This window comes from uncultured Sphingomonas sp., assembly GCF_936927845.1.
Classification (GTDB): Bacteria; Pseudomonadota; Alphaproteobacteria; order Sphingomonadales; family Sphingomonadaceae; genus Sphingomonas.
Genome location: NZ_CAKZHV010000003.1, coordinates 64236 through 91136, shown reverse-complemented (window position 1 = coordinate 91136; position 26901 = coordinate 64236). Strand labels below are relative to the sequence as shown.

Genomic DNA, 26901 nt, shown 5'->3' with positions numbered 1-26901 from the left:
GCTGCCGTGGAACTACCGGCCCGTTTGAGGTGACGCCGTCACCGGACGCTTACGCACCAGGTAGCCGGGTAGCAACACCTCACCTCGTTCTAAGCCTCAAAACAAAACCCCAGCGCAATAGCGCCGGGGTTGAGTAGCTTGTTATCGATCGTGTTTGAGCGACGGCGGCACGATCATTGGCAGGCGAGGCACTCGTCGTAGTCGGTGGTTTCACCAAACTCGTACTTCGGCTTCTCGATGGTGTTGTCGTTCTCCACCCCACCCGCAAAGCCGGCGCGCTGCACTGATTTAGACCGCAAATAATAGAGCGATTTGATGCCCAGCTCCCACGCGCGGAAGTGTAGCATGAGAAGGTCCCACTTCTCGACGTCGGCCGGGATGAACAGGTTCAGCGACTGTGCCTGATCGATATACGGCGTGCGATCACCCGCGAGTTCAAGCAGCCAGCGCTGATCGATCTCAAAGCTGGTCTTATAGCAATCCTTCTCGTCCTGATCGAGAAAGTCGAGGTGCTGCACCGAACCGCCATGCTCGAGAATCGAGCTCCAGACCGCTTCTGAGTCCTTCGACTTCTCGGCCAACAGCTTCTTCAAATACGGGTTCTTGACCGAGAAGCTGCCCGACAGCGTCTTATGCGTGTAGATGTTAGCCGGAATCGGCTCGATGCACGCGCTAGTGCCGCCGCAAATGATCGAGATCGACGCGGTTGGCGCGATCGCCATCTTGCAGGAAAAGCGCTCCATCACGCCGACGTCGGCCGCGTCGGGGCAGGGGCCGCGCTCGACCGCCAATTGCATCGACGCCTGGCTGACCTGTGTGTGGATGTGGCGAAAGATTTTAAGGTTCCATGATTTCGCCATCGCGCCCTCGAACGGCAGCCCGCGCGCCTGGAGGAAGGAGTGGAAGCCCATGACGCCCAAGCCCACCGACCGCTCGCGCGCGGCGGAATAGGCGGCGCGTTCCATACCGGGTTCGTGGCGATCAATGTAGTCTTGCAAGACGTTGTCGAGGAAGCGCATGACGTCTTCGACGAAGGTTTTGTCGTCCTTCCACTCGTCCCACGTCTCGAGATTGAGCGAGGAGAGGCAGCACACCGCGGTGCGATCGTTGCCGAGATGGTCGCGGCCGGTCGGCAGCGTGATTTCGCTGCAGAGGTTCGACGTCGACACCTTCAGCCCCAGCTCGCGGTGATGCTTGGGCATGTTCGAGTTCACGTGGTCGGCGAAGACGATGTACGGCTCGCCGGTCGCGAGCCGGGTTTCCACCAGCTTCTGGAACAAGGCGCGCGCGTCGACCTTGCCGCGCACCGCGCCGTCCTTCGGGCTCTTCAACTCCCATTCGGCGCCGTTGCGCACCGCCTCCATGAAGGCATCGGGGATCAGCACGCCGTGGTGTAGATTGAGCGCCTTGCGGTTGAAGTCGCCCGAGGGCTTACGGATTTCGAGAAATTCCTCGATCTCCGGGTGGCTGACATCGAGGTAGCAGGCAGCCGAGCCGCGACGCAGGCTACCCTGCGAGATCGCGAGCGTCAGCGAGTCCATCACGCGAACGAACGGAATGATGCCGCTGGTCTTGCCGTTCAAGCCCACCGGCTCGCCGATGCCGCGCACATTGCCCCAATAGGTGCCGATGCCGCCACCGCGCGAAGCGAGCCAGACATTCTCGTTCCAGGTGTCGACGATGCCGTTCAGGCTGTCGGGTACCGAGTTCAGATAGCAGGAGATCGGTAGGCCGCGCCCGGTGCCGCCGTTCGACAGCACCGGCGTCGCGGGCATGAACCACAGCTTTGAGATGTAATCGTAGATGCGCTGCGCATGCGCCTCGTCGTCGGCATAGGCCGAGGCGACGCGGACGAACAGGTCCTGGTAGCTCTCTCCGGGTAGCAGGTAACGATCGTTGAGCGTTTCCTTGCCGAAATCGGTCAACAGCGCGTCGCGCGACGGATCGGTCTTTACCTTGAAATCGCGCGACGCGGCTTTCTTGGTCGGTGCACGCTCCGAGGCCGCCGACATGCCGGACGCGCCGCGCTCCGGCTTGACCTGCGCGGCATCGGTTCCGGTCGGCGCGGGGGTAACCACGCGCTCCATCAGGTCCATCATGGTCTCGCTGCCGGTGTCCCCGAAGTTCATCCTGGCGCTCCTTCAATCTCGTGTTTCGATACGGGGATTGCTCCCCGGTGACATGGGTGCGACGCTGCGCCGGTTGGATGTCGAGCCGTCCGCTCGCCGAGCCGATCGGCGCAACGAGTGTTCCGTGCCGCCCGATCGGTGCGGCTTCTCCTACCAGCAGTAGCGCATCGTCCCCGTGATGACCCCAACAAATTGTGCCAAACCGCGCGGGCGGGCAAGAGGGTAATGCGTGGGCGAGCGGCTGGTTCATCGGCCCGGATGGTCGATCCGCGGGGCTCGACACGCGCGACGCGTGGATTTCTGCCGGGTTCTGCGATGACAAGCCCAAAGCAGCGCAATGAAAATATTTTTGGCGTCTCGTTTGCGTGGAAATGCGGATCTGGCCTGCCCGCACGCGCCACCCTACGTCACGTGAAGCCGGCGCGGTGAGTGCCATTGCGATGCCGCATTCCCCCGCGTCGCGGCACCCGAATGATCGCGAGAGAGCCAGTCGGGACGCGCGGAGTGGCGCGTCGTGCTCAGCCTGATATGCCCGCGCGCCGAACCGCCTCTATCGACATGCGCCAGCGCTGCCGTTCGCCTGAGGGAACGCTTATGCCGCGCGGCGCTGGGTCGACTGGATCAACTGGTCGACATCGATCGGATAGGCGAATTGCAGCCCGGCACGGCCATCGTCGATCCAGCGGATCGTGGCGGGAACGAACTGCCCTTCGATCAACTCGATCGTCATCTCGTAGCCGACCGCCTCGGGTGGCAGGTCGACGCCGTCGATCAGCACGCCCCCGGTCGATACGTCGCGGATACGCACCTCCGCAGTCTCGCCCGCCATCATCGCGCGCGCGGCGCGCAGGACCTTGTGGCGCTGGGCACGGCTGGTCTTGAACCCGACCGGGATCGCCTTGCCCCCAGGCTGGCCAAGCTGCTCGTGCACCGCAGGGGCGGCCGCAGGCTTGCCGTAAACATAGCCCTGAATGTGGCTGCAACCCAGCTCGCGGATCAGCGCGATCTCGTCCTGCTGCTCGACGCCTTCCGCGGTTGTTTCCATCCCCAGCGTGTCGGCGAGCGTGACGATCGCCTTGATGATCGCGGCGTTGCGGTTGCTCTCGTTGATTGCGCCGCGCACGAAGCTCTGGTCGATCTTGATCTTGTCGAATGACGCTTTCTTCAGATAGCCGAGCGAGGAATAGCCGGTACCGAAATCGTCGAGCGCGAGGCGCACGCCGATCCGCTTCAAGGCGGCGAACATCCGCTCGGACGACGCGTCCTCGTTCAGGAACACGCCCTCGGTGATCTCCAACTCCAGCCGGCGCGGCGGCAGGCCCGAGGTCGCGAGCGCGCTGGTGACGAGGCTGGGGAGGGCAGGATTGGCGAACTGGATCGGCGACACGTTGACCGCGACGCGGACGTGCTCGGGCCAGGTCGCGGCCTCGGCGCAGGCGGTGCGCATCACCCACTCGCCGATCGCCTCGATCATCCCGCATTCCTCGGCCACAGGGATGAATTCCGCCGGGCTGACGAAGCCGCGGGTCGGGTGGCTCCAGCGCAGCAGCGCCTCGTAGCCGACGATCCGCTCGTCCTTGGTCGATACGACTGCCTGATAGGCGAGATGGAGCTGGTTCTGCTTCAAGGCCTGACGCAGATCGTCCTCAAGCTGGCGGCGGTACTGCGCGCCCTCCAGCAGCTCGTCTCGGTAGAAGCGGTGAACGCCGCGCCCGTCGCCCTTGGCCGCGTAGAGCGCCAGATCGGCGTTGCGTACCAAGGCTTCGGGGTCGTCGCCGTGTTCGGGCGCGATCGCGATGCCGATCGAACAGCCGATCGAGATCGTCGCACCGTCGATGTAATAAGGGCGCGACAGCGCGGTGATGATCGAGTCGGCGAGGGTCGCCAGCCGCTCGCGATTGCCCTCGCGCGGCACGATGACCTTGAACTCGTCGCCGCCCAGCCGTCCGACCATGCCGGCATCGCCGACCGTTTTCTGCAACCGACCCGCGACCTGCTTGAGCAATTCGTCGCCGACCTGATGGCCGAGCGTGTCGTTGACTGCCTTGAAGCGATCGAGGTCGAGCAGGAACAGCGTGTTCGCCCCCTGCGTGCGCTGCTGCGGCGACAGCATCTGTTCGAGCGACAGCCGCATCCGCTGGCGATTGGCCAGCCCGGTCAGGCTGTCGAACAGCGCGAGGCGGGTGATCTCGGCCTCTGCGCGGCGCTTCTCGGTCAAGTCGGAGCCCGACCCGATAAAGCCCTGAAAGCGTCCGAACTGATCGAGCAGCGGGCGGCCCGAGATCGACCACCAGCGCTCGGGCGCCTCCTCGGGCGCGGGTCGCACCGAGTAATCGGAGAAGGACGTGCGGCTCGACAGGTGGAACGTCAGCGTCCGCTCGGTCTCCGCGAGCGCCGTGTCGACGCGAAACACGCGGGTCAGCAGCTCGCCCTTGGCCTTGATCCCGAAGCCGGAAACCTCACGCGATACCTTGTCGCTCAGATAGGTCAGCCGTCCGCCGCGATCGGTCTGCCAGAACCAGCCCGATCCGTGCGCCTCAAATTCGGTGACCAGCCGGCTGGCGAGCGCTTCGGCGCCGGCGGCCTCTTCTTCCGCGGCGAGGTCGGCGAAGCGGGCGCGGCTGCTGCCGATCATGCCATAGCCGAGCAATGCGGTCAGGATGATCGCCACGCCGCTCGCCCAGGACAGGCCCTGCTGCACGATTGTCGCGCCGGCCAGCGCGATCGCGAAGGCGAGCGTCGCCGCCGCGACCGGCTGGATGACGATCGCGGTGATGATGATCGTGCCGAACACCGCCACCACCGCCGCGATGTGCAGTGCCGGATCGGCGAGCCCGCTCGCGACCGCGGCGAGCGCGAACAGCGAAAGGGCGCTCATCGCGGTAACCGCGGCGAGCAGCATCGTGCGCTGATGCGGGGCGAGCTGCTGCGCCACCACGAAGCGGAGCAGCACGAACACCGCGGGCGCGGCGACCACCGCGGGCAGGCCGACGATCACCAGCGTCAGCGCGGCGCTTCCGGCACCCGCGATCAGCGCGGCCACGATCAACAACAACGGTACGGCGAAGGTCGCCACCCCGGCGACGGGCCATAGATCGGCCACGCGGGCGAGCGCGGCGTCGCGGTCGTCGCCGACACGCTCCTCGTCGCTCGCGACCAGCCCCAGGCTCTCCAGAATCGCCGGGTGCGGATCGTCCGCTGCGTCCGACGTGATCCCCGTTGCTTCGTTGTCTGATGGACGCGCTTTACCCATAAAGGGTGACATAGAGCTGCGGGCTTTGTCGAAGCTTAGCGCGGATGCTTAACGGCGCGGTAACCAGCCCGGTCCTGCACCGCGGCGTGCCATTGCGACGACGCCGCGCGCGCCTTACAGGACGGGGTCATGACGACCGTGATCCGTGAAGCCGATCTGATCGAGAGCGTGGCCGACGCACTCCAGTTCATCAGTTACTATCACCCGATGGATTACATCCGCGCGCTGGGGGAGGCGTATGAGGCGGAGGCGAGCCCGGCCGCGAAGGACGCGATCGCGCAGATCCTGACCAACAGCCGGATGTGCGCGGAAGGGCATCGTCCGATCTGCCAGGACACCGGGATCGTCAACGTGTTCGTCAAATGGGGCATGGACTGCCGGTTGGACGACACCTCGCGCTCGTTGCAAGACGTGGTCGACGAGGGCGTACGCCGCGCCTACCTGCACCCCGAGAACAAGCTGCGCGCGTCCGTGCTCGCCGACCCGGCGTTCACGCGGCGCAACACGCGCGACAACACGCCGTGCGTGCTCCACGTCGACATGGTGCCGGGCAACACCGTGTCGGTCGACGTCGCGGCGAAGGGCGGCGGCAGCGAGAACAAGTCCAAGTTCAAGATGATGAACCCGTCCGACTCGATCGTCGACTGGGTGATCGAGATGCTGCCGCAGATGGGCGCGGGATGGTGCCCGCCGGGCATGCTCGGGATCGGGATCGGCGGCACCGCGGAGCATTGCGTGCTGCTCGCCAAGCAGGCGCTGATGGAGCCGATCGACATGGGGCCGCTGAAGGCACGCGGACCGCGCAACGACTTGGAGGCACTCCGGATCGAGATCTTCGACCGCGTCAACGCGCTGGGCATCGGCGCGCAGGGTCTGGGTGGGCTCACCACCATCCTCGACGTCAAGATCAAGGACGCGCCGTGCCATGCCGCGGGGAAGCCGGTGGCGATGATCCCGAATTGCGCCGCGACGCGCCACGCGCACTTCACGCTCGACGGCAGCGGCCCGGCGTATCTCGAAGCGCCCAAGCTCGACGAATGGCCGAAGGTCGACTGGAAGCCCGACCAGGCAGCGATCCGCGTCGATCTCGACACGCTGACGCCCGAGGTCGTGGCGCAGTGGAAGCACGGCGACCGCCTGCTCTTGAACGGCAAGATGCTCACCGGCCGCGACGCCGCGCACAAGCGGATCGCGGACATGCTGGCGCGCGGTGAGGAACTGCCGGTCAGCTTCCGCGGGCGGGTGATCTACTATGTCGGGCCGGTCGATCCGGTCGGCGAGGAAGTGGTCGGGCCGGCGGGTCCGACGACCGCGACGCGGATGGACAAGTTCACGCGCATGATGCTCGATCAGGGCCTGCTCGCGATGGTCGGCAAGGCCGAGCGCGGGCCGGCGGCGACCGAGGCGATCCGCGAGGCGAAGTCGGCGTATCTGATGGCGGTCGGCGGTGCGGCGTACCTCGTCGCGCGTGCGATCAAGGGATCAAAGGTCGTCGGGTTCGAGGATTTGGGGATGGAAGCGATCTACGAGTTCGAGGTCAGCGACTTTCCCGTCACGGTCGCGGTCGACGCGGAGGGGCAGAACGTCCACCAGCTGGCCCCGCTCGTTTGGCGCGAGAAGATCGCGCGCGAGGGGCTGCTCCAGCCGGCGTGACGTGCGCGCGACCGCGCCACCGTGCTTGACGCCTGCGAGAGCGCGGTGGAAGGAAGCCGCCTGATCCACCGCACCGAGCGAGCCACCGCATGACGCTGTCCGACCTGCTGCTGCCGACCTACACCCAGATGCTGGGGACGATGGCTAAGTGGCTCGACAAGGCGGAAGCGGCACGCGACGACGAGGCGGAGGCGCTGCTGTCGGCGCGGCTTGCCCCCGACATGTTCCCGCTCGCCACGCAGGTCCGGTTCGCGTGCCGGCAGGCGCAGGAGGCGGTGTTCCGGTTGCAGGGGCGTGCATTTCCGCCTGAGCTCCAGGAACTGCTCGACGAAGCGCGCAACGCGGGCGAGCGGCCCGGAACGCTCGCCGATGCGCGGGCGCGGATCAACGAGACGCTGGCGGTGGTGGAAGCCGTGGCCAGCGACGGCCTGACGCTTGATGGCGATGCGCCGATCGCCCACGCTCTGCCGAACGGGATGGTCATGAACGTGACCGCAACCGTCTACGCGCGCGATTGGGCGTTGCCGCAATTCTACTTCCACGTCGTGACCGGCTACGCGATCCTGCGCGCCGAGGGGATTGAGCTCGGCAAGGCCGATTATTGCGCGCACATGCTGCCGTATTTCGCGGTGCCGCAGCGCGACTGAGGCGAGCACCGATCGCGCGAACATGATGCTGTCCGGGGTAGGGCGGCGTTGTGCGCACGCTTGGCGAGTGAAGGTCGCGGTCGTCCGCAGCGATGGTTGGGGCGCGGTCGACGGACGCGCCGGATGCACCACCGACGCCGGATGTGAGAAGGGGCTGCCAAGCCGCCTTTCGACGAACCCGACAGCCCCTAGACATGGTCAGCGGCCGGAGAGCTCCAGCCCGGGAGACCATGAAGGCTTCGCAAAACCTGCGACGAACCGTTGCATGAGGGATGATACCCTCCGGCCCGTCATCGGTCCTTAGAAGCGGATCCCCCGAACGAACTGAACCGAACCCACTGCTGAACCATGAGACATCGGATCACCTCCTTTCGCTGTTGAAGACACGTGCGACCTGCGTTGATCGCATGTCCAATGTGTCCTCGCGGGGGGTGATATACAAGACTTGTATTCTCGTTTCGTCTGATCGAACATCCGCCGCCGCTGGGGGACGGAGAACGCGTCAGCCGCGGCAATCCTCGATCACGCGGCCGATCTCGGCGTAGGGCGGCAGCACCAGCGCGGGGGTGCCCGCCTGCTCGATCGTGAAGCGCCCGCGGCTGAACGCCATTGCGTCGAGCAGCGGGTCGGTCGGCGCGAACGCGGTCGCGACATAGGGCGGAGTGCCGCCGGTCGGTTGTGCCGACACGCTGCGGGTCGTCGACGTGGTGCGGATCGTGAACGGCGCGGCCGCGCTGCCCGGGCGCGACAGAAACACCCGCCGTTCACCCTGATCACAGCGCAGCACCGCCAGCGCGTCCTGCCCCGCGGTGCCGAACAGCGCGCGGCTGCCGCGCGCATCGCGCTGGTAGGTCCAGGTGCCGGGCGTGCGCGGCCAATCCTGCCAGTCCGCAGACGCCGGAGCGGGCGCAGGCAACGCCACGGTGGGCGTTGGGCGCGGCCCGTCGACCGGCGCCGGCGCGCGCGGCGGGGCGACGCAGCCCGCCGCACACAACAGTACGGCGAGCGGCGAGCGGCGGAGCAGCGAGCGAGCGGAAAAGCGCGAGGCGGTCATCCGCCGGGCTATGCCGGATGCCGGTGGGCGGCTCAACCGCGGCTGGAACCCGCCGCCGCGGCGGACGGTTGTTCCGGCGCAATTGATCGAACCCGATCACTCCGACCTAACCACAGGGAAGCCCATGTCCGACACCGATGCCGCATCACCCACTGGCGAGCCGACGCAATTGCTGGTCCGCTCGACGCTATCCGACGCGATGCGGGTCGACAGTCGCGACGGCGATCACCTGGGCAGCGTGCATGCGTTCATGGTGCACAAGGGGTCGGGCCGGGTGACGCATGCGGTGCTCAGCCTCGGTGGCTTCCTGGGGATGGGCAAGAGCTTCTATCCGATGCCGTTCCAGCTCCTCTCACTCGACGCGGTGCGCGACCTCTACGTCGTGACGATCGACCGTCGCATGCTGGAGGGCGGGCCGAGCTGGGCCAACAACCCGCCGGTCTTCAACCAATCCTATGCCGACAGCGTCGCGCGCTATTACGAAGTGCCGGCCGAGAACCTCGCCAACGGTTGAACGAAGAAGGACCAGACACGATGAGCATTTTCGGCAAGATCAAGGACGCCATTTTCGGCCACAACGGTCCGCTCGGTGGCCAGTTCGGCGGCAAGAAGGACGCGGCGCCCGCGCCGGCGCCCGCCCCGACCGGGGGCGCAGCGCATCCCGCGCCGCAGCAGCAGCCGCAGCCCGCCCCGGCCCAGGCGCCGGCCACTCCTGCCCCGGCGGCCGCGCAGCACGTCGACGTCGAGCAGGTGTTGACCAATATCGCGTCGCAGAAGGGTAATCCGAACCTCAACTGGCGCACGTCGATCGTCGATCTGATGAAGCTGCTCGATCTCGATTCGAGCCTCGACAATCGCAAGGAGCTCGCGACCGAGCTGGGGTACAGCGGCGCGAAGGACGGCTCGGCCGAGATGAACATCTGGCTCCACAAGGCGGTGATGCGCGAGCTGGAGAAGAACGGTGGCACCGTGCCTGCCAGCATGAAGGATTGAGCCGATGTCCGACAAGGAAAACGACGTGCAGAAGGCGGTCGAGGAGCTGGTCGAGGACCCGGACGCGCCCGGCAAGGGCAACGACCAGCCGCCGCAGACGATCGATGCAGAACCCGCGAGGCCGGACAAGGACGCGCGGTGAGGATGGGGTGAGCGGGGGCGGCACCTTTTGGCGCCGCCCTTTTTTTTCTGCTGGTGTCACGGGTGGGAACTGCTTCCTGACTCTCTCCCCTGACGTTATGTCATCCTGGATGTGACCGGAGGTGTCGCGTCTTGGAACCAGCACGCGAAGGCAGCGGGATCCCGGATCAAGTCCGGGATGACGGGTGAGGCGTTTCAGGCGCGTCAGCGCTGATCGCCCTCGATCGCCCAGGTGTGATTTTCCAAGATCCACGCCGGCACCGGCCTACCGTCGGCGTCCCGCGACGGTTCGTAGCGGAACCGCTGTTGGATCAGCCGGCAGGTTGCCGCGTCGAGCGACCGATAGCCGCTGGAACGTGTCACGCGGCATTCGCCGACGCGACCATCGGTCTGCACCAGGAAGCGGACCGACACCGTGCCTTCGAAGCCCGTTTCGGCCAGATCGCGGATGTCGGACGGGAAATCGCCGTCGGTGATGCGCCCGCGACGCTGGATCGGCGGGGTCTCGTCGCCGCCGTCGCCATCGCCGTCACCCCAGCCACCCGATCCCGTGCCGTCGCCGATGCCACCCGCGCCGGTGCCGGGTCCGACGCGCGGCGCGGCGCCCTGCGTCGCCTGATTGCCCTCGAACGCCTTTGTCGCGACGACGATCGGCGGCGGGGGCAGGGGGATGACGACGACCGGCTCGGGCGCCACGACCTGCGACGCCTTGGAGCGGATGTTGGGTGGTGCCGCACGCCCCTCGGCGCGCTTGCTGACCTTCGGGCGCGGTACCGTCTTCGCAGGTGGTGGTGGTGGCGGCGCGAGATCGAACAGCCGAAGTCCCTCGTCAACCCGCTGCCGGATTGCGTCGCCGGCGAGCCCCGTCAGCAATGCCCAGCCGAGCGCCCCCGTGACCGCGAGCGCGGCGGCGGCGGCTCCGAAGCGTTCCTGTCGAGGCTGCGCGTACATGGGGGGCATGTAGGTGACCGTGGCTGAACCGCGAGTGGCTGGCGGCGCGTGATGGGGCCGGAAGGTCACAAAGGTCGCACCCATCGTGCGCGCGGGCGCGCCCGGACGATGAGGTGTCAAAAAGCACGGCGGTGTGTCACGGGCCTGGCGTGTAGGACAAGGGGCGTGACCAGCGGCAGGTTGATGCCGACCTGTTAATCAGTGCGTCACCCCGGACTTGATCCGGGGGCCGCTTGTTTTCGATCGTCGGCGGCAAAGATAGCGGGATTCCGGCTCAAGGCCGGGATGACGATGGGCCTTTGGCGCTGTTTCGGGCGGGGAATGGTACGTTGCCGCGCCTTCTGGGTGTTTGGGAAAGGCGAATAGCGTCGGTCGGTAACAACGCACTCCGTGTTGACCCTACCACCCCGGCCCCTTCCTTTCAGGGAGGGGAGCTGTTGCGTGGTTGGCCGCCGGTGATCCTCTCGACGCACCACCAGAAGATCACACTCACGAGCCACCTTACCGGCGCTTGTTCATCCGCATCTGCTGCTGCTTGCCGAAGCGGGTCTTGCGCGTGCCAGGTTTGCCCTCGTTCGAGCGGCCCATGATCGGGGCCTTCTGCTGCTCGACCGGGAGCCCGAGTTCCTCCTGTTCGAGCTGGCGGATTTCGTCGCGCAGGCGCCCGGCTTCCTCGAACTCGAGGTCGGACGCGGCCTTGCGCATCTTCTTCTCCAGCTCCTCGATGTAGGCGCGCAGATTGTGGCCGACCATGTGCGGGCGGTCCTCGTCGATCTCGATCGTGACCTGATCGCCCTGGCTGACATGCGCGATGATATCGCCGATGTTGCGGCGGATCGTCGTGGGCGTGATGCCGTGTTCGAGGTTGTACGCCTGCTGTTTCTCGCGGCGGCGCTGCGTTTCGTTCATCGCGCGCTCCATCGAGCCCGTGATGCGGTCGGCGTAGAGGATGACGCGCCCGTCGACGTTGCGCGCCGCGCGCCCGATCGTCTGGATCAAGGAGGTTTCGGAGCGCAGAAAGCCTTCCTTGTCGGCGTCGAGGATCGCGACCAGTCCGCATTCGGGAATATCGAGCCCCTCGCGCAGCAGGTTGATGCCGATCAGCACGTCGTAGACGCCCAGCCGCAGGTCGCGGATCAGCTCGATACGCTCCAGCGTCTCGACGTCGGAATGCATGTAGCGGACCTTGATCCCCGCCTCGTGCATATATTCGGTCAGATCCTCCGCCATCCGCTTGGTCAGCGTGGTGACGAGCGTGCGATAGCCGAGTTCGGCGGTCTTCTTCGCCTCGACGATCAGGTCCTGTACCTGCTCCTCGACCGGCTTGATCTCGATTGGCGGGTCGATGAGGCCGGTCGGGCGGATCACCTGCTCGGCGAAGACGCCGGCCGACTGCTCCATCTCCCACGTGCCCGGCGTCGCCGAGACGCAGACGGTCTGCGGGCGCATCGCGTCCCATTCGTTGAAGCGTAGCGGACGATTGTCGATCGCGCTGGGCAGGCGGAAACCGTATTCGGCGAGCGTGATCTTGCGGCGGTGGTCGCCGCGCGACATGCCGTTGATCTGACCGATCGTCTGGTGACTCTCGTCGACGAACAACAGCGCGTTCTCGGGCAGATACTCGAACAACGTGGGCGGCGGCTCACCGGGCAGGCGCCCGGTCAGGAAGCGGCTGTAATTCTCGATCCCGTTGCACGATCCCGTGGCGGCGATCATCTCCAGGTCGAAATTGGTACGCTGCTCCAGCCGCTGGCGCTCGAGCAGCTTGCCCTCGATCTCAAGCTCTTTGAGCCGCTCGGTCAGTTCGTGACGGATCGCGTCGGCGGCCTGCTTCATCGTCGGGCCGGGCGTGACATAGTGCGAGTTGGCGTAGATGCGGATCGAGTTGAGCGAGGCCGATTTCTTGCCGGTCAGCGGATCGAACTCGACGATCTCCTCGATCTCGTCGCCGAAGAACGAGACGCGCCACGCGCTGTCCTCGTAGTGCGAGGGGAAGATTTCGAGATTGTCGCCCTTCACGCGGAAGTTGCCGCGCTGGAACGCGGCGTCGTTGCGCTTGTACTGCAGCGCGACCAGCTTGCGGATGATCTCGCGCTGGTCGGCACTCTGGCCCTTCTTCAGGTCGAAGATCATCGCCGAATAGGTCTCGACCGAGCCGATGCCGTAGAGGCACGACACCGAAGCGACGATCAGCACGTCGTCACGCTCCAGAAGCGAGCGGGTGGCCGAGTGGCGCATCCGGTCGATCGCCTCGTTCACCGAGCTTTCCTTCTCGATGTAGGTGTCCGACCGCGGCACGTACGCCTCGGGCTGATAGTAGTCGTAATAGCTGACGAAATATTCGACCGCGTTGTCGGGGAAGAACGACTTGAACTCGCCGTAGAGCTGCGCCGCCAGGATCTTGTTGGGCGCGAGGATCAGCGCGGGGCGCTGCATCTCCTCGATCACCTTTGCCATCGTGAAGGTCTTGCCCGAGCCGGTGACGCCCAGCAGCACCTGATCCTTCTCGCCTGCGCGCGCGGCCTCGACCAAGTCGCGGATCGCGGTCGGCTGGTCGCCCGAGGGCTGATAGTCGCTGACGAGCTTGAACGGACGCCCGCCCTCGACCTTGGGCGGGCGTTGCGGGCGGTGGGGGACGAAATCGTCGCCCGTCTCGGGTTCGGCCAGGCTGGTGCGGATCTGGATCGACATATGTTCACGATATGGGCGCTCGGTGGCGCGGCGTGAAGGAGCTTGGGCGGCGAGAAGCGCGGCTTGGTTGACCGAGGCGCGCATGCCCCATATTGCGCGGCGTTCGCCATCAGACCGACAGACAGATGCCGTGCCGTTCGGGCGCGGTTCGAGAAAGATCAGGCATGACCGACGTCCGCGCACCCATCAGCATTCCCGAGAGCAAGGCGTTCGCCAGCGTCAAGGTGAACTGGGTCCGCCACTGGAACGAGCATCTGTTCAGCTTCGCGGTTGAGCGGCCGTCGAGCTTCCGCTTCCGCTCGGGCGAGTTCGTGATGATCGGGCTGCCGGGCGAGGAGGGGGCCGACGGCACTCCGGGCAAGCCGATCATGCGCGCCTATTCGGTCGCGAGCCAGCATTACGCCGAGGAGTTGGAGTTCCTGTCGATCAAGGTCGAGAACGGCCCGCTGACCGGGCGGCTGCAGCAGATCGTGCCGGGCGACGAAATCTATCTGGGGCGCAAACCGACTGGTACGCTCGTCACCGACGCATTGCTGCCGGGCAAAAGGCTGTTTATGCTGTCGACCGGCACGGGGCTCGCGCCGTTCCTGAGCCTCGCGCGCGATCCCGACGTGTACACGATGTTCGATCAAGTGATCGTGGTCCATTCGGTGCGCCGTGTGAGCGATCTGGCGTATCACGACGAGCTCGCCGCAAGGCTGGCGGACGACCCGCTGGTGGCGGACGAGGCGGCGCAGCAGTTCCACTACATCCCGACCGTCACGCGCGAGCCGTTCCACACCACCGGCCGCATCGACGCGCTGATGGAGAACGACACGATGTTCGGCGATCCGATCACCGGCGACAAATGCTTCAATCCGGAAACGGACCGGATCATGATGTGCGGGTCGATGGACATGATCCGCGACACCGCGAAGACGCTCGAGACGCTGGGCTTCACCGAAGGCTCGAACGCCGCGCCCGGCACCTACGTGATCGAGCGCGCGTTCGTCGGCTGATCGGGCCGGGGGGGGGCGTCAGAACAGGTCGAGCGCCGCCACTTCTTCCTTCGACAGGTCGATGCCGAACATCATGCTCAAGCGCATGCGGTAGACGCGCGGGTCGGTGATCTCGCCCGCGCTGTCGGTGCTCGCGGCGCGGCGGCGATAGTCGCGGTCGGTCAGCGTCGCGAAGCCGTGCGGCAGGATGATCGACACGACGGTCACGTTGGTGAAGCGGCTGGCCGGCGCGGTCGACGCCCACAGATTGCCCATCGCGAGGTCGCTGTCGTGCACCGCATCCAGCGTGAAGCTGTATTGCGGTTGCCAACCCGTCCCGACACCGCGCCCGTCGGTGGTGGCCGCGTCGCCGTCGCGCAACAGCAGCCAGCCGTGCGCGTCGTCGCGGGTGAGCGTGAAGCGTGCGCCGTCGGGCGCCTCCGCCGCCTCGCCCTCCGCCAGCCGCATGACGGGCGCGTAGCTGCCGCCGAAACCGGGATCGGTGATCCATTGTTCCTCGCCGATCGTCACCAGCGACAGCGTGTGGGTCAGCGGCGGTACGTCGCTCGCGCCCAGCCAGACGCGCGCGAGCAGGGGGCGCGCGACGAAGCCGGTCGCGTCCAGCGCATCCATGAACAGGCGGTTGTGCTCGAAACAGTAACCACCGCGGCGCGCGCTCACGAGCTTTGCGAACACCGAAGTTGAGTCGATCGGAATGCCGCGCCCCAGCCGCACGTCGAGGTTCTCGAACGGGATCGCGAGCCGATGCGCGCGTTGCAACCGGGCGAGCCCCTCGGCATCATTGGTCGGCCGCGCGGGCATGTCGATGCGGGCGAGATAGGCGTCGAGGTCGAACATGGTCGCGCCACGTGCCGGATCGCGCGGGCGGGGGCAAGGTGTGCGATCCCTCTCGCCATTCGCACGGGCGCGGCTATGTTTGGGCGAAAGAGGGGAAACACCATGCGCCTGATCCACCTGCTGGCGGCTGCCGGCACGCTTGCCGCTTTGCCCGCGTTGACCGCACCCGCGCTCGCCGAGCCCGATTACGCCGCGGCGGTTCGCGCCGACTACAAGCGCGACCTGGGCGCAATGTGGGACGATTTCCACCGCAATCCCGAACTGTCGTTCCGGGAGGTGCGCACCGCGGCGAAGATGGCGGCAGCGCTGCGTGCGGTGCCCGGCATGGTGGTGACCGAGAAGGTCGGCCAGACCGGGGTCGTCGGCGTGCTGAAGAACGGTGCGGGCCCGGTCGTGCTGCTGCGTGCCGATATGGACGGGCTGCCGGTCGAGGAGAAGTCGGGGCTCGCCAATGCCAGCCACGTCCGCCAGGTCGGCGTCGACGGGGTCGAGGCGCCCGTCATGCACGCGTGCGGCCACGACACGCACATCACCGCGATGGTCGCGACCGCGCGGCGCCTTGCCGCGTTGCAGGATCGCTGGGCGGGAACGGTGGTGTTCGTCGTCCAGCCCGCCGAGGAACGCGTCGGCGGCGCGAAGGCGATGCTTGCCGACGGGCTCTACACGCGTTTTCCGAAGCCCGGTTACGCGCTCGCGTTCCACGTCGCGGCCGGCATGGAGGCTGGCACCGTGTCGGCGTCCGAGGGCATCCAATATTCGTCGTCCGACTCGGTCAACATCGACGTGCCCGGCATCGGCGCGCACGGCGCGAGCCCGAACGAGGGCAAGGACCCGGTCTATATGGCATCGCAGATCGTCATCGCGCTGCAGGGATTGATCAGCCGCGAGCGCCAGCCGCTCGACCCCGGCGTCATCACCGTCGGGTCGTTCCATGCCGGCCTCAAGCACAACATCATTTCCGACATGGCGAAGTTGCAGGTGACGGTGCGCGCCAACAACGAGGCCGAGCGTGCCAAATTGCTCGAAGGGATCAAGCGGGTCGCCTACGGCGTCGGCGTGATGAACGGAATGCCCAAAGACAAGATGCCGGTGGTGACGGTCAGCGAGGGCACGCCGACGACGATCAACGACGCCGCGCTTGCGCGCCGGCTGAACGCGGTGATGGTTCAGGCGCTGGGTGCGAAGAACGTGCCCGCCTTCACCCAGGAAGGTATGGGAGCGGAAGATTTCGCCTATTACGTCCAGCCCGAGACCCGCGTGAAAGGCTATTATTTCGCGGTCGGCGGATCGACCCGCGCCGAGATCGACGCGGCGGCGCGCGGCGGGCCCAAGATTGGGTCGCACCATTCGCCCGAGTTCAGGATCGCGCCCGAACCCGCGATCACCACCGGCGCGATCGCGATGACCGCGGCAGTGCTCGACCTGATGAAGCCGAGCGCGGCACCCGTGGGGACCGGCTCGTGAGCGCGCGCCTACTGCTGATCGCCGCCGCGCTGCCGCTGGCGGCGTGCAGCGGCGACATCGACCTGACCAACGCCTCGATCGAGGAAGTTGCGGGCGCGACCGCCGGCGTGGAGAAGCCCGAGGCGGGACAGTGGAAGACCGATACGCGGCTGGTCAGCTTCGACGCGGGCGCGGACAAGACGCCTGCGGCCGCGACCTTGCGCGATCAGGTCGGCGACACCGCCACGACCGAGGCATGCCTGACCGAGGACGAAGCCGCCAAGCCGCTGTTCGGCGATCTGTCGACCGCGGCAGGTGCGAATTGCCGCTTCCGCCGCTTCACGCTCAAGGGTGAGCAGCTCGACGCCGAAATGGCGTGCCGCAACGCGGGGGGCGAGACGCTGACCGTCAGCCAGCACGGCCGCTATTCGCCGAGCGCGGTCGACCTGACGGCCACGGTTCGCCGCGCCGGCGTCGCCGCGCAGGCCGGGGGAATGGTGACGCAGATCGTCGCGCAGCGGACGGGTGACTGCGCGGAAAGCTGAGCGGGTGGTCGATTCCCGTGGGGGAGCAACCGGGATGGCTCAGTGCCGGGAGTAGCGGGTTCGATTGAGCCACCCGGCATCTGGCAGTGATCCCGCTATGGCAACACCCGGCTGCCGGCCGGCGGGACGTCGTCCAGCGGGATCGCGACCCGCCCACTCTTGTCGGGCTTGCCGCGGAACAGGCGGCCGACGCTGCCCACCACGTCGCGCGCGAGTTGTCCACCGCTGGTCGCCTCGCCCGGGTCCTCGCAACAGCTACCGGGTGCCACCAGTTTCTGGATGCCGCGGATCAGCGCGACGCCGCCGCCGATCATGTCGACCCCGGTCGTGCAGCCGCGCTGCACCGCCGCGCAGGGGGCCGCTTCCGCGTTCAGCGCGCCGCGCCCGGTCAGATAGCCGTTCACCGGGACCGGTTTGTCCGATACCGCCTCGGCAGGCAGCGGCAAGGCCTGCGCGGGCAGCGCATTGGCGCACACCACCACGTCGTCGCCCGCGTGGCGGACGCAGCGTTCGTCGGGCACCGGCACCAGAATCGAGATACGCTCGGGCGCCGCAGGCAGCGGCGTGGCGGTGGCCGCCTGAACGGCGAGGGCGATCAGCAGCATCGGACATGAAGGTGCGCCAGCCGCAGAGCTGCGTCAACGCTTCGCTAACGCCGGTCGCCCTATGCGGTGCGCGTGAACTTCTCGCGCCTCTTTCGCAGCCGCTGGGCCGCACTCTGGTGGGCCGCGGGCGTGGTCTGGCTGGCCTATGATGTCGCGAGTACCGCGCCGGATACGAGCCCGCCCGCCGCGACGACGGCGAACGCGAGCGAGATCACCGACGTGACGGGCGCCCCGGTGAACGCGTCCGATGTCGCGGGATTGCTGAACGCGCTCGACTCTTGAGTGCGGGTTGGAAGCGGGCTGACGTCGGTCGCTTCTTGTCCAGATAACTTTCGAGCTTCAGCGTCGGGCCGCATCCGATCGTAGCTATCCGCCACCGCGTCAGACGCGGCAAAGCCGCGCCTTGTGCGCTGACTTGCCGTGCTAGCCAGTCGACGGCGCCACGTTCGTGGCGCATCGCGTGCGAAGCCTCGGCTTCGCACGTCGATCGGGCGTCGACTTACGGCCTGAGGGCCTTGTCCTGACCGTCGTCGAGGTCGCCATCTTCGGCGAGAGTATCGTCGTCGAAATCGTCCTGCGCCTCGTCCTCGGCAATGTCGGCTTCGTCCTCGTCGGCGTCATCGTCCTGCTCGCCGACCTCGGCGTCGGTCATCTGCAGGTCGTCGGCGCTTTCCAGATCCTCGTCATCCTCCTCGACGCCCAGGTCGGGATCGATGTCGGTCATGATCGTCCCGTCGCTCGGCCCATCGCGCGTTGCCTCCAGGATCTCGGCGCGCTGCGACTCGTCGTAGCCGTCCTCGTCGTATCCGTCGTCACCCGAGCCGTGGCTGGTAACCTGATGACCGCCCATGTTCGCCTCCTCAATCATTCCGCCAAGCGAACGGCGCAGCCGCGCGCGGGGTTCCGCCTCTTGACCAACCGCCAGCACGCCGCCTAGTGTGTTGTTCTTATAATACGGAGGTGGATATGCGCTGCTCGACTCTCCTGCTCGCTGGCACGCTCGCGCTTTCGCTCACCGCCTGCGACCGCGGCGGAGAAGGCACGCAGATCGCGGTCACCGCCAATGGTAGCGGCGGCTCGGTAGGGAAGGACGGCGAGGTCAAGATCGACACGCCCGCGTTCAAGGGCGCGTTCAAGCTGCCGCAGATCGACCTGACCGCCGAGAATTTCGATATCAACGGCGTGCACCTTTATCCCGACAGCAGGATCGCGTCGGTGAATGTCGACGGCACGGGCAAGGACAAGGTGACGGTGCGCTTCACCAGCCCGGCCAACCCGGCGACCGTCCGCACTTGGTTCGTCGAGCAGTTCAGGCAGGCGGGTACGGAGGTGAAGGTTGAGGGGAACACGCTGACCGGCCGGGACGACGATCACCGCTTCATGATCGACTTATCGCCGCAGGGACAGCAGAGCGCGGGGCTGGTGCGGATCGGCTGACGCGAGGGTGGCGATCGGGCGCGCGAGGGCCTATGTCGACGGCAACGATCAACCGGACGATTGACACCATGCTCGACACGCCCTCCGCCCAGGTTCCGACGCTAAGCCTCGCCGATCAGGCGCGCGATCCGCAGGGGTTCGCCGCCGCGCTCGGCGGATCGTTCGAGCGGTTCGGCTTCGCGATCGTCGCCGACCACGGCGTGCCGCAGGACCTGATCGACCGTGCGTGGGACGAGACGCAGCAATTGTTCGCGCTGCCCGAGGAGGAGAAGCGCGGCTATTTCGTCGAGGGTGCGGGCGGCGCGCGCGGCTATACGCCGTTCAAGACCGAGATCGCCAAGGACGCCAAGCACGTCGACCTGAAGGAATTCTGGCACGTCGGGCGCGAGCTGCCGGAGGGGCATCGCTTCGCGGGCGAGATGGCGCCAAACATCTGGCCGGCGCGGCCCAAGGGGTTCAAGGATACGTTTGTCGAGCTGTTCAGCGCGTTCGACACCGCGGGCGACAAGTTGCTGTCGGCGATCGCACTCCACCTCGGGCTCGATGAAGACTGGTTTGATCCGGCGGTGCGCGACGGCAATTCGGTGCTGCGCCTGCTCCACTACCCGCCGATCCCGGTCGACGCCGAAGGCGTGCGCGCCGGCGCACACGAGGATATCAACCTCATCACGCTGCTGCTCGGCGCGGAAGAGGCTGGGCTCGAGCTGCTCGACCGCCAGTCGGGTCGCTGGCTCGCGATCAAGCCGCCCGAGGGCGCGATGGTCGTCAACGTCGGCGACATGCTGCAGCGGCTGACCAATCACGTGCTGCCGTCGACCACGCACCGCGTCATCAATCCGCCGCCCGAGCGCCGCGGCCATTCGCGCTACTCGATGCCGTTCTTCCTCCACCCCGCGCCCGATTTCCTGATCCAGACGCTGCCGCAGACGATCACCGCGGAGAACCCGAACCGCTACCCCGAGCCGATCACCGCGCAGGATTACCTGATGCAGCGGCTGGTGGAGATTGGCTTGATCAAGAAGTGACGCGCCGCGGCGACATCACCGATGGCGACCTGCGCGTCGACCACGACGGCGATGTCGACGGAATCGTCGGCGGCAGCGTGACGATCGCCGCGGGGTGCCGTGCCGAGGTGAGCGGGATCGTCAGCGGCGACCTGATCGTCGAGGAAGGCGCAGTGGTCGAGATGAGCGGCATCCTGTCGGGTCGCGTCGTCAATCGCGGTGGCGAGGTGCGCGTGACGGGGATGGTGGGCTGACGGTGGTTCAGTCGTAATGCGCTAGCCGATGCGGTCGGGCACTTCCTCCGCGTCGGCCTGGATGGCGCTGTCGGGCGCCATCGCTTCCCACGGGAAGACGAACCAGTCTTTCGTGACCGCGCGGTCGATCGTGCGCGCGCGGTAGTCGACCTTCTGTGCGGAGCCGACATTGTCGATCAACGTGGCGAAGCGGACGCTGCCGGACTTTGCCCCGGCGCGCGCGAGCATGTCGCGTAAGTGACCGATGGTGCGGCCTGAATCGTTGATGTCGTCGATGAACAGCAGTTGCTCGCCCGCACGGGTGCGATCGGCGAGGCGCGCAATCGCGTCGGCGGCGAGCTCCTCTGCCTGCGAGCTGTAATCGACCGCGAGCATCGGCAGGCGGCTGGCATGGCTGAGGTACACCGCGGGGATCAGCCCGCCGCGGCCGATGCCGATCAGATGGTCGGGCGACCAGTCGCGCTCGGCGGCGAGGGCGTCGGTGAGCGCGCGGACGTGTGCGACCAGATCGGCGTGCGTGATGGGGGTGAAGATCGTCATCGCCGCATCAATCCGCCGAGCACGTTCCGCACGACGTTGGCGAGCAACCCTCCGCCGCTGCTCGACCCGCGCCTGGACGAGCCGAACACCGCCTTGCTGATCTCATTGCCGACCTGACGTCCGACCGACGAGGAAGCGGAGCGCATCGCCGAGGTGGCCATCTTGTTCCACGGCGAGTTCGCCGCCTCGCGTGCTGCGGCACGCTGTGCGCGCTCATCGGCGGCGCGGGTGCGGGCGGCATTACGGTCGGCGCGCGCCTGTTCCTTGGCGCGCAGCGCTGCGTCGCGCGCCGCGTCGTCCTGCGCACGCGCGGCGGCGACGCCCGCGGCGGCAGCCTGAGTCTTGGCCGACAGGATTTCCTCTGCCGATTCGCGGTCGATCGACTCATCGTATTTGTCGCCGATCGCGTCGGTCTGGATCAACACGCGGCGCTCCTCGGGTGTCAGTGGCCCCAGGCGGCTGCCGGGCGGCTTGATCAGCGTGCGGGTGACGGGGGCGGGGGCGCCATCGGGCTGGAGCAGCGAGACGAGTGCTTCGCCGACCTTCAGCTCGGTGATCGCGGCGGCGACATCGAGGCCGGGGCTGGCGCGGAAGGTTTGCGCGGCGGCGTTGACCGCTTTCTGATCGCGTGGGGTAAAGGCGTTCAGCTTGTGCTGGACGCGGTTGTTGAGCTGTCCCGCGACCGTCTCTGGAACGTCGATCGGGTTCTGCGTGATGAAATACACGCCGACGCCCTTCGAGCGGATCAGTCGCACGACCTGCTCGATCTTGTCGAGCAGGGCCTTGGGCGTGTCGTCGAACAGCAGGTGCGCCTCGTCGAAGAAGAAGCACAGCCGCGGTTTGTCGGGGTCGCCGATCTCGGGCAGCGTCTCGAACAATTCGGACAGCAGCCAGAGGAGGAAGGTCGAGTAGAGCTTGGGGCTCTGCATCAACTTGTCGGCGGCGAGCACGTTGACGATGCCGCGGCCCTCGTGATCCACCGCGATCAGGTCGCGCATCTCGAGTGCTGGCTCGCCGAAGAAATGCTCGGCTCCTTGCGTGCGCAGTTGCAGCAGCGCGCGCTGGATCGCGCCGATCGATTGCTTCGACACGTTGCCGTACTGCGTCGTCAGCTCGGCCGCGCGCTCGGCGCAATGCGCCAGCATCGCTTGCAGATCGTCGATGTCGAGAAGCAGCAGCCCTTCCTTGTCGGCGACGTGGAAGGCGATCGTCAGCACGCCCTCCTGCACTTCGTTAAGGTCCATCAACCGGGCGAGCAGGACGGGGCCTAGTTCGGACACGGTGGCGCGGATCGGGTGACCCTGTTCGCCGAACAGGTCCCAGAATTGCACCGGCACCGCGGCGTAGCGCCAGTCGGTGTCGCCGATCTCCGCCGCGCGCGCCTTGAGCGTTTCGTGCATCTTCGCAGTCGGCGAGCCGGGCATGGCGAGGCCGGCGAGGTCGCCCTTCACGTCGGCGACGAAGCACGGCACGCCGGCGTCCGAGAAGCCCTCGATGATGCCTTGCAGCGTCACCGTCTTGCCGGTGCCGGTCGCGCCCGCGATCAGCCCGTGGCGGTTGGCGCGGCGCAGGTCGAGCCGCTGCGGATGCGTGCCGCCGGCGTCGGCGCCGATGAAGATGCCGGGCGCGGAAGTAGTCGGAGTGTCGGTCATGCGCGCGGTTCCGGGTTCGTGCGTGGTGGGTCCATCGTCATAGGGCGATACGCGCGGCGCCCCAAGCGAGATGCGATTGCAGTGCGGCGAAGTTGAGGAAGTTGAGGTTCTCGCGCGCACACGCGGGGGGCTGGTCCGGAGCGGCGTGGATGAAGATGAGCGGGGCGCATGAGATCGGAGTGGCAGGGCGCGTCTGGGTAGGACAGCGGTCTGCGGGATTTGTGACGCGGTTGCCTGCTCCCTTCCAGGAAGGGGGCGGGGGTGGGCAGCGCGTCCGCGTGGCTCCGAATGAAAAGGGCCGCCGCGGATGTCTCCGCGACGGCCCCGTTTACGCGATCGGATCGGCTTACTTGATCTTCACCGGGATGAAGACACCGCTGGTGCGCTGGCGCGTGATCTGGAGCAGCACCTGCGGGCGGTTGGCAGCCTTTGCTGCGGCGACCGCGCGCGCCACGTCGGCGGCGGTGCGGACCGGGGTCGAGTTGACCGCGGAGATCACGTCGCCGCGCTTGAGCTTCTGCGCCGCGTCCGACGAGGGATCGGTCGCCGCGACCACGACGCCCTGCACGGTCGAGTCGACGCCGATCGAGCGCGCGATCTGCGGGGTGAGCGGCTGCACGGTGACGCCGAGCGAGCTCGAGGCGGGCGCGGTCGCGCTGTCGCCGCCGGGGATGCCGTCATCGTCGTCGTCGCCGCCGTTTCCGGTCAATGCCGCGAGTTGGTCGTCGGCCGGACGCACTGCCACGGTTGCATTGAGCGTCGTCGGGCGGCCGTCGCGGATCACGTCGAGCCGGGTCGAGGTGCCCGGCGCGGTGTTGGCGACGAGGTAGGACAGGGTCTTGTCGGGCGTCACCGGCGTGCCGCCGACCGCGGTCACGACGTCGCCCGCGCGCAGGCCCGCCTTGGCACCCGGACCGCCCGGCTCGACCCGGCCGATGATTTCGCCCTGGTTCTTCTGCAAACCGAGCGCGGCGGCGATGTCGTCGGTCACCGGCTGAATGCTGACGCCGAGGTAGCCGCGCTTGATTGACTGGCCCTTCATCAGCGTGTCGATGATCGGCTTCGCCTCGGTCGCGGGGATCGCGAAGCCGATGCCGATGTTACCGCCAGACTGCGAGTAGATCTGGCTGTTGATGCCGATGACGTTGCCGTTCATGTCGAACATCGGGCCGCCTGAATTGCCCTGATTGATCGCGGCGTCGGTCTGGATGAAGCTGTCGAACGGGCCGTTGCCGGTCGAGCGGTGCACCGCCGAGATGATGCCGGCGGTCACCGTGCCGCCGAGCCCGAACGGCTGGCCAATCGCGACCACCCAATCGCCGACGCGCGAATTCGATGAATTGCCGAAGCGAACGAACGGCAGCGGCGTCGGCGCGCTGATCTTGAGCAGCGCGAGGTCGGAGGTCGGGTCACGACCGATCAGCTTGGCGGTATATTCCTTGCGGTCCTGCAAGGTCACCTTGATCGATTCAACGGTCGCGCCGCGGCCCGCGGGCGCGATCACGTGGTTGTTGGTGACGACGTAGCCGTCGGCCGAGATCAGGAAGCCCGACCCGAGCGACTGACCCTCGCGCGTGACCGGCGCACCGCCCTGTCCACCGCCGCCGAACTGGCCGAACAGGTCGCCGAACGGCGTGCCGGCGAACGGGTTCGCCTGCTGCTGCACCGTGACCTTCTGCGTGGTGGAGATGTTGACGACCGCGGGCTGCAGTTTCGCCACCATGTCGGCGAAGCTCATCGGCGCGCCGGCGCGCGGTGCCTGCGCGCTGATCGCGCCCGGCTCGTTCTGCGCGGTCTGCGCGGTGGCCGGGTTCTGCAAGGTCAGCGACGCCGCCGTCCCGCCAAGGAGGAGCGCGCCGGTGAGGGCGTAGGCGTAACGCACTTTCTTCATGTCCTCTCGATCACCCATCTACAAAAAGGGGAGAAAAATCCGTTCAGTCATGCCAGCCATGCGATGAACGGCGTTTGAATATGAACGCTCGGTAACGCCGGTCGGCCCGTGTCGAGCCCGACCGACTGCCCTTTTCTCCCTGTATCAGCGCGCAACCGCGTCACCGCGCCGCGCGCCCTTCGAACTCGCGCAGGTATGAATTGCCCGGGCTCATGATGATGTTGGTCGACCCTTCGGGCTTCGGCCCGCCATCGGCCCCGAAGGTGTGACGATAGGACTGCATCGCGCGATAGAAATCGTAGAAGCTCGCGTCCTTGCTGAACGCGTCGGCGTAGATGCGCGCGGCGTTGGCGTCGGCTTCGGCGCGGACGATCTGCGCCTGCTTTTGCCCCTGCGCGCGGATCGTGTTCGCTTCCTGCTGGCGTGCGGTGCGCATGCGTTGCAGCGCGCTTTCCAGCGGGCTGCCGTCGGGCAGGTCGGCGTGCTTGATCCGCACGTCGACGATCTCGACGCCGTACTGGCGCGCGTCGCGCTGGAGCGAGTTCTGGATCGCGTCCATCACGCGCCCGCGCTCGGGGCTTAGCAGGCTGGAGAAGGGCACCTTGCCGAGTTCGTTGCGCAGCGCGGTGCCAAGCAGCGGGCGAAGCTGGTCCGCGACGCGCTCCTCGGTGTTCGACGTGCTGCCGGTCGAAGTGACGGCGCGCAGCGGGTTCACGATGCGAAAGCGCGCAAAGGCGTCCACGTTCAGCCGTAGCTGATCGGTCGACAGCACCAGCGTGTTGTCGAGATCGGCGTCGAGCACGCGCTTGTCGAGCCAGACGATGCTGTCGATCAACGGCACGCGCGCGATCAGTCCGGCACCCGAATTGCCGATCGTCTGACCGGGCTGCCACTGGTTGACGACGCGCTGCGGGTTGTTGAGCCGGAGCACGACCGCCTGCTGCGTTTCGGGCACGATCGCAAAGGTCATCGCGGCGACGATCACCGCGGCGAGCAACGCGAAGACCGCGGCGATCGGATGCTGGAGCAGGGCGCGCATCAGCGTGCTCCCTCCGCCGGCGCCGCTGTCGCGGCGGGGGCTTCCTCACCCGGCTCGCGCAGCCGCTTCGCGCGGTCGAGCGGCAGGTACGGGGTCACGCCGTTCGGCTCCACGATCGTCTTGTCGGTATTGGCCAGCACGGCCTCCATGGTCTCGTAATACATGCGGCGGCGCGTCACCTCGGGGGCGAGGCGGTACTGTTCGTACACCTTGTCGAAGGCCGCGGCCTCACCCTGCGCGCGCGCGATCACCTGCTGCGCGTAGGAGCGCGCGTTGTTCAGATTGCCGACGGCTTCCTGCTGCGCGGCGGTCACCGCGTTGAAATCATCGATCAGACTCGCGGGCGCGGACGCCTGCTTGATCGACACACCCTGGATGCGGACGCCGGCCTGGTAGCTGTCGAGGATTTCCTGCATCCCTTGCGTGACACGCGCCTCGATCTCGGTGCGCCCGGCGCCGATCGCCTGTTCGAGCGTGGTGGTGGCGAGCACCGCGCGCATCGCGCTCTCCGCGGTTGCGCGTACCGTTTCCTGCGGGTCCTTGATCTCGAACACGTAGTTGCGCGGATCGGACACGCGCCAGCGCACGGTGTAGGCAAGGTCGATGATGTTCTGATCGCCCGTCAGCACGTTCTCGCCGCCCTCGCGCGGGAATTCGTCGGTGCGGACCTGCTCGACATCGACCTTGGTCACGCGCGTGAACGGCGCGGGCAACGTCAGGCGGATGCCGGGTTCGAGCATTCCGGAATAGCGGCCAAAGAAGGTCACCACGCCGCGCTGCTGCGGCCCGATCTGATGAAAAGAGGTGAACACCACCCAGACCGCGACCAGCAATCCAATGCCGATCAGCCAGAGCGCGCGCGGATTGGCACCGGTTGGCAGGTTCGGACCGCTGCCGCCACCGCCGCCGCCGCGGGCGCGCTTCAGGAACTCGTCGAGCGCGGTGGGCTTGTTGCCGCCCGCACGATTGCCGCCGCCCGGCGGCACCGACCACGGATTGCGCGGGCCGCCCCGATCACCACCCCGATCGCCGCCGGCGTCGCCGCCACCGCCGTTGCCCCACGGGCTATTGTTCTCGGCAGACAGGATGTGCGGGCGGCGAAGGCGCCAGAGGCGGCGCAGCAAGGTCGTCATGACAGTCTTTA

Annotated in this window: 25 protein-coding genes; 12 read left to right on the top strand and 13 right to left on the bottom strand. The window is 67.1% G+C overall.

Features of this window, described 5'->3' with window-relative positions; genetic code table 11:
• Nucleotides 1–173: 173 nt before the first annotated feature.
• A complete protein-coding gene (locus Q0579_RS01215; RefSeq protein WP_298808290.1) occupies nucleotides 174–2012 on the bottom strand; it encodes a ribonucleoside-diphosphate reductase subunit alpha in 1839 nt (612 codons plus the stop codon).
• Nucleotides 2013–2721: 709 nt separating this feature from the next.
• Nucleotides 2722–5382, bottom strand: coding sequence for an EAL domain-containing protein (locus Q0579_RS01210; protein WP_298808275.1), 2661 nt, complete (start codon nucleotides 5380–5382; stop codon nucleotides 2722–2724).
• A 129-nt stretch (nucleotides 5383–5511) separates the two neighbouring features.
• On the opposite strand from Q0579_RS01210, the gene Q0579_RS01205 reads away from it, so the two are divergent.
• Both Q0579_RS01205 and Q0579_RS01200 read left to right on the top strand, forming a co-directional pair.
• Nucleotides 5512–7035 (top strand): fumarate hydratase, encoded by a 1524-nt coding sequence (locus Q0579_RS01205; RefSeq protein ID WP_298808273.1) that lies wholly within the window; start codon nucleotides 5512–5514, stop codon nucleotides 7033–7035.
• Between the two features lie 89 nt (nucleotides 7036–7124).
• Nucleotides 7125–7682 carry a DUF1993 family protein gene (locus Q0579_RS01200; RefSeq protein ID WP_298808271.1) on the top strand — a complete coding sequence of 186 codons (558 nt, stop codon included), beginning with the start codon at nucleotides 7125–7127 and terminating at the stop codon, nucleotides 7680–7682.
• A gap of 502 nt (nucleotides 7683–8184) precedes the next feature.
• Here the strand turns inward: Q0579_RS01200 and Q0579_RS01195 are convergent.
• Nucleotides 8185–8736 carry a hypothetical protein gene (locus Q0579_RS01195; RefSeq protein ID WP_298808269.1) on the bottom strand — a complete coding sequence of 184 codons (552 nt, stop codon included), beginning with the start codon at nucleotides 8734–8736 and terminating at the stop codon, nucleotides 8185–8187.
• A 124-nt stretch (nucleotides 8737–8860) separates the two neighbouring features.
• Here Q0579_RS01195 and Q0579_RS01190 point away from each other — a divergent pair, with 124 nt between their 5' ends.
• From Q0579_RS01190 to Q0579_RS01180, 3 genes are read left to right on the top strand one after another with little or no spacing between them, the layout of a single operon-like run.
• Entirely contained in the window at nucleotides 8861–9250 is a 390-nt protein-coding gene (locus Q0579_RS01190; RefSeq protein ID WP_298808267.1) for a PRC-barrel domain-containing protein, read from the top strand.
• A gap of 20 nt (nucleotides 9251–9270) precedes the next feature.
• The gene (locus Q0579_RS01185) at nucleotides 9271–9729 is read left to right on the top strand and encodes a DUF3597 domain-containing protein (RefSeq protein WP_298808265.1); all 459 of its coding nucleotides are present in this window, start codon (nucleotides 9271–9273) and stop codon (nucleotides 9727–9729) included.
• 4 nt (nucleotides 9730–9733) lie between these two features.
• Nucleotides 9734–9871, top strand: a complete 138-nt coding sequence (locus Q0579_RS01180; protein ID WP_298808262.1) for a hypothetical protein — start codon at nucleotides 9734–9736, stop codon at nucleotides 9869–9871.
• A 203-nt stretch (nucleotides 9872–10074) separates the two neighbouring features.
• Here Q0579_RS01180 and Q0579_RS01175 read toward each other — a convergent pair whose 3' ends face one another.
• Both Q0579_RS01175 and uvrB read right to left on the bottom strand, forming a co-directional pair.
• The gene (locus Q0579_RS01175; RefSeq protein ID WP_298808237.1) at nucleotides 10075–10821 is read right to left on the bottom strand and encodes an energy transducer TonB; all 747 of its coding nucleotides are present in this window, start codon (nucleotides 10819–10821) and stop codon (nucleotides 10075–10077) included.
• Between the two features lie 501 nt (nucleotides 10822–11322).
• On the bottom strand, nucleotides 11323–13512 hold the full coding sequence (uvrB, locus tag Q0579_RS01170; protein WP_298808235.1) for an excinuclease ABC subunit UvrB: 2190 nt from the start codon (nucleotides 13510–13512) through the stop codon (nucleotides 11323–11325).
• A gap of 164 nt (nucleotides 13513–13676) precedes the next feature.
• Between uvrB and Q0579_RS01165 the strand changes: the two genes are divergently transcribed.
• On the top strand, nucleotides 13677–14510 hold the full coding sequence (locus Q0579_RS01165) for a ferredoxin--NADP reductase (RefSeq protein WP_298808233.1): 834 nt from the start codon (nucleotides 13677–13679) through the stop codon (nucleotides 14508–14510).
• Nucleotides 14511–14528: 18 nt separating this feature from the next.
• Here Q0579_RS01165 and Q0579_RS01160 read toward each other — a convergent pair whose 3' ends face one another.
• Nucleotides 14529–15347 carry an arylamine N-acetyltransferase gene (locus tag Q0579_RS01160; RefSeq protein WP_298808231.1) on the bottom strand — a complete coding sequence of 273 codons (819 nt, stop codon included), beginning with the start codon at nucleotides 15345–15347 and terminating at the stop codon, nucleotides 14529–14531.
• A gap of 102 nt (nucleotides 15348–15449) precedes the next feature.
• On the opposite strand from Q0579_RS01160, the gene Q0579_RS01155 reads away from it, so the two are divergent.
• Complete coding sequence (locus tag Q0579_RS01155; protein ID WP_298808228.1) at nucleotides 15450–16811, top strand: amidohydrolase; 1362 nt, start codon at nucleotides 15450–15452, stop codon at nucleotides 16809–16811.
• Complete coding sequence (locus tag Q0579_RS01150) at nucleotides 16808–17335, top strand: DUF3617 family protein (protein WP_298808225.1); 528 nt, start codon at nucleotides 16808–16810, stop codon at nucleotides 17333–17335. The genes Q0579_RS01155 and Q0579_RS01150 overlap by 4 nt, the downstream gene beginning before the upstream one ends.
• A gap of 95 nt (nucleotides 17336–17430) precedes the next feature.
• On the opposite strand, the gene Q0579_RS01145 is transcribed toward Q0579_RS01150, so the two are convergent.
• Nucleotides 17431–17940, bottom strand: a complete 510-nt coding sequence (locus Q0579_RS01145; RefSeq protein WP_298808222.1) for a hypothetical protein — start codon at nucleotides 17938–17940, stop codon at nucleotides 17431–17433.
• A gap of 72 nt (nucleotides 17941–18012) precedes the next feature.
• Between Q0579_RS01145 and Q0579_RS01140 the strand changes: the two genes are divergently transcribed.
• The gene (locus Q0579_RS01140; RefSeq protein WP_298808217.1) at nucleotides 18013–18222 is read left to right on the top strand and encodes a hypothetical protein; all 210 of its coding nucleotides are present in this window, start codon (nucleotides 18013–18015) and stop codon (nucleotides 18220–18222) included.
• 217 nt (nucleotides 18223–18439) lie between these two features.
• Here Q0579_RS01140 and Q0579_RS01135 read toward each other — a convergent pair whose 3' ends face one another.
• Nucleotides 18440–18790 (bottom strand): DNA primase, encoded by a 351-nt coding sequence (locus Q0579_RS01135; RefSeq protein ID WP_298808215.1) that lies wholly within the window; start codon nucleotides 18788–18790, stop codon nucleotides 18440–18442.
• A 116-nt stretch (nucleotides 18791–18906) separates the two neighbouring features.
• On the opposite strand from Q0579_RS01135, the gene Q0579_RS01130 reads away from it, so the two are divergent.
• The 3 genes from Q0579_RS01130 to Q0579_RS01120 all read left to right on the top strand — a co-directional run bounded on the left by Q0579_RS01130 (nucleotide 18907) and on the right by Q0579_RS01120 (nucleotide 20635).
• Nucleotides 18907–19377: a hypothetical protein gene (locus Q0579_RS01130; RefSeq protein ID WP_298808214.1), complete on the top strand. Its 471-nt coding sequence runs from the start codon at nucleotides 18907–18909 to the stop codon at nucleotides 19375–19377.
• 68 nt (nucleotides 19378–19445) lie between these two features.
• A complete protein-coding gene (locus Q0579_RS01125) occupies nucleotides 19446–20402 on the top strand; it encodes a 2-oxoglutarate and iron-dependent oxygenase domain-containing protein (protein WP_298808288.1) in 957 nt (318 codons plus the stop codon).
• Nucleotides 20399–20635 carry a hypothetical protein gene (locus Q0579_RS01120; protein WP_298808212.1) on the top strand — a complete coding sequence of 79 codons (237 nt, stop codon included), beginning with the start codon at nucleotides 20399–20401 and terminating at the stop codon, nucleotides 20633–20635. Before Q0579_RS01125 ends, Q0579_RS01120 begins: the two co-directional genes overlap by 4 nt.
• Nucleotides 20636–20656: 21 nt before the next feature.
• Here Q0579_RS01120 and Q0579_RS01115 read toward each other — a convergent pair whose 3' ends face one another.
• The 5 genes from Q0579_RS01115 to Q0579_RS01095 form a co-directional block, all read right to left on the bottom strand.
• The gene (locus Q0579_RS01115; RefSeq protein WP_298808211.1) at nucleotides 20657–21175 is read right to left on the bottom strand and encodes a phosphoribosyltransferase family protein; all 519 of its coding nucleotides are present in this window, start codon (nucleotides 21173–21175) and stop codon (nucleotides 20657–20659) included.
• On the bottom strand, nucleotides 21172–22827 hold the full coding sequence (locus Q0579_RS01110) for a helicase HerA-like domain-containing protein (RefSeq protein WP_298808209.1): 1656 nt from the start codon (nucleotides 22825–22827) through the stop codon (nucleotides 21172–21174). Before Q0579_RS01110 ends, Q0579_RS01115 begins: the two co-directional genes overlap by 4 nt.
• A 346-nt stretch (nucleotides 22828–23173) precedes the next feature.
• Nucleotides 23174–24709 carry a Do family serine endopeptidase gene (locus Q0579_RS01105; protein WP_298808286.1) on the bottom strand — a complete coding sequence of 512 codons (1536 nt, stop codon included), beginning with the start codon at nucleotides 24707–24709 and terminating at the stop codon, nucleotides 23174–23176.
• A 169-nt stretch (nucleotides 24710–24878) separates the two neighbouring features.
• Complete coding sequence (locus Q0579_RS01100) at nucleotides 24879–25757, bottom strand: protease modulator HflC (protein WP_298808206.1); 879 nt, start codon at nucleotides 25755–25757, stop codon at nucleotides 24879–24881.
• Nucleotides 25757–26890, bottom strand: a complete 1134-nt coding sequence (locus Q0579_RS01095) for a protease modulator HflK (RefSeq protein ID WP_298808204.1) — start codon at nucleotides 26888–26890, stop codon at nucleotides 25757–25759. Before Q0579_RS01095 ends, Q0579_RS01100 begins: the two co-directional genes overlap by 1 nt.
• Nucleotides 26891–26901 lie beyond the last annotated feature (11 nt).

Coding starts and splice junctions, on each gene's coding strand:
- Q0579_RS01215 (WP_298808290.1), bottom strand. CDS start 2,012: ATGTCGGCGGCCTCGGAGCGTGCACCGACCAAGAAAGCCGCGTCGCGC.
- Q0579_RS01210 (WP_298808275.1), bottom strand. CDS start 5,382: ATGGGTAAAGCGCGTCCATCAGACAACGAAGCAACGGGGATCACGTCG.
- Q0579_RS01205 (WP_298808273.1), top strand. CDS start 5,512: ATGACGACCGTGATCCGTGAAGCCGATCTGATCGAGAGCGTGGCCGAC.
- Q0579_RS01200 (WP_298808271.1), top strand. CDS start 7,125: ATGACGCTGTCCGACCTGCTGCTGCCGACCTACACCCAGATGCTGGGG.
- Q0579_RS01195 (WP_298808269.1), bottom strand. CDS start 8,736: ATGACCGCCTCGCGCTTTTCCGCTCGCTCGCTGCTCCGCCGCTCGCCG.
- Q0579_RS01190 (WP_298808267.1), top strand. CDS start 8,861: ATGTCCGACACCGATGCCGCATCACCCACTGGCGAGCCGACGCAATTG.
- Q0579_RS01185 (WP_298808265.1), top strand. CDS start 9,271: ATGAGCATTTTCGGCAAGATCAAGGACGCCATTTTCGGCCACAACGGT.
- Q0579_RS01180 (WP_298808262.1), top strand. CDS start 9,734: ATGTCCGACAAGGAAAACGACGTGCAGAAGGCGGTCGAGGAGCTGGTC.
- Q0579_RS01175 (WP_298808237.1), bottom strand. CDS start 10,821: ATGTACGCGCAGCCTCGACAGGAACGCTTCGGAGCCGCCGCCGCCGCG.
- uvrB (WP_298808235.1), bottom strand. CDS start 13,512: ATGTCGATCCAGATCCGCACCAGCCTGGCCGAACCCGAGACGGGCGAC.
- Q0579_RS01165 (WP_298808233.1), top strand. CDS start 13,677: ATGACCGACGTCCGCGCACCCATCAGCATTCCCGAGAGCAAGGCGTTC.
- Q0579_RS01160 (WP_298808231.1), bottom strand. CDS start 15,347: ATGTTCGACCTCGACGCCTATCTCGCCCGCATCGACATGCCCGCGCGG.
- Q0579_RS01155 (WP_298808228.1), top strand. CDS start 15,450: ATGCGCCTGATCCACCTGCTGGCGGCTGCCGGCACGCTTGCCGCTTTG.
- Q0579_RS01145 (WP_298808222.1), bottom strand. CDS start 17,940: ATGCTGCTGATCGCCCTCGCCGTTCAGGCGGCCACCGCCACGCCGCTG.
- Q0579_RS01135 (WP_298808215.1), bottom strand. CDS start 18,790: ATGGGCGGTCATCAGGTTACCAGCCACGGCTCGGGTGACGACGGATAC.
- Q0579_RS01130 (WP_298808214.1), top strand. CDS start 18,907: ATGCGCTGCTCGACTCTCCTGCTCGCTGGCACGCTCGCGCTTTCGCTC.
- Q0579_RS01125 (WP_298808288.1), top strand. CDS start 19,446: ATGCTCGACACGCCCTCCGCCCAGGTTCCGACGCTAAGCCTCGCCGAT.
- Q0579_RS01115 (WP_298808211.1), bottom strand. CDS start 21,175: ATGACGATCTTCACCCCCATCACGCACGCCGATCTGGTCGCACACGTC.
- Q0579_RS01110 (WP_298808209.1), bottom strand. CDS start 22,827: ATGACCGACACTCCGACTACTTCCGCGCCCGGCATCTTCATCGGCGCC.
- Q0579_RS01100 (WP_298808206.1), bottom strand. CDS start 25,757: ATGCGCGCCCTGCTCCAGCATCCGATCGCCGCGGTCTTCGCGTTGCTC.
- Q0579_RS01095 (WP_298808204.1), bottom strand. CDS start 26,890: ATGACGACCTTGCTGCGCCGCCTCTGGCGCCTTCGCCGCCCGCACATC.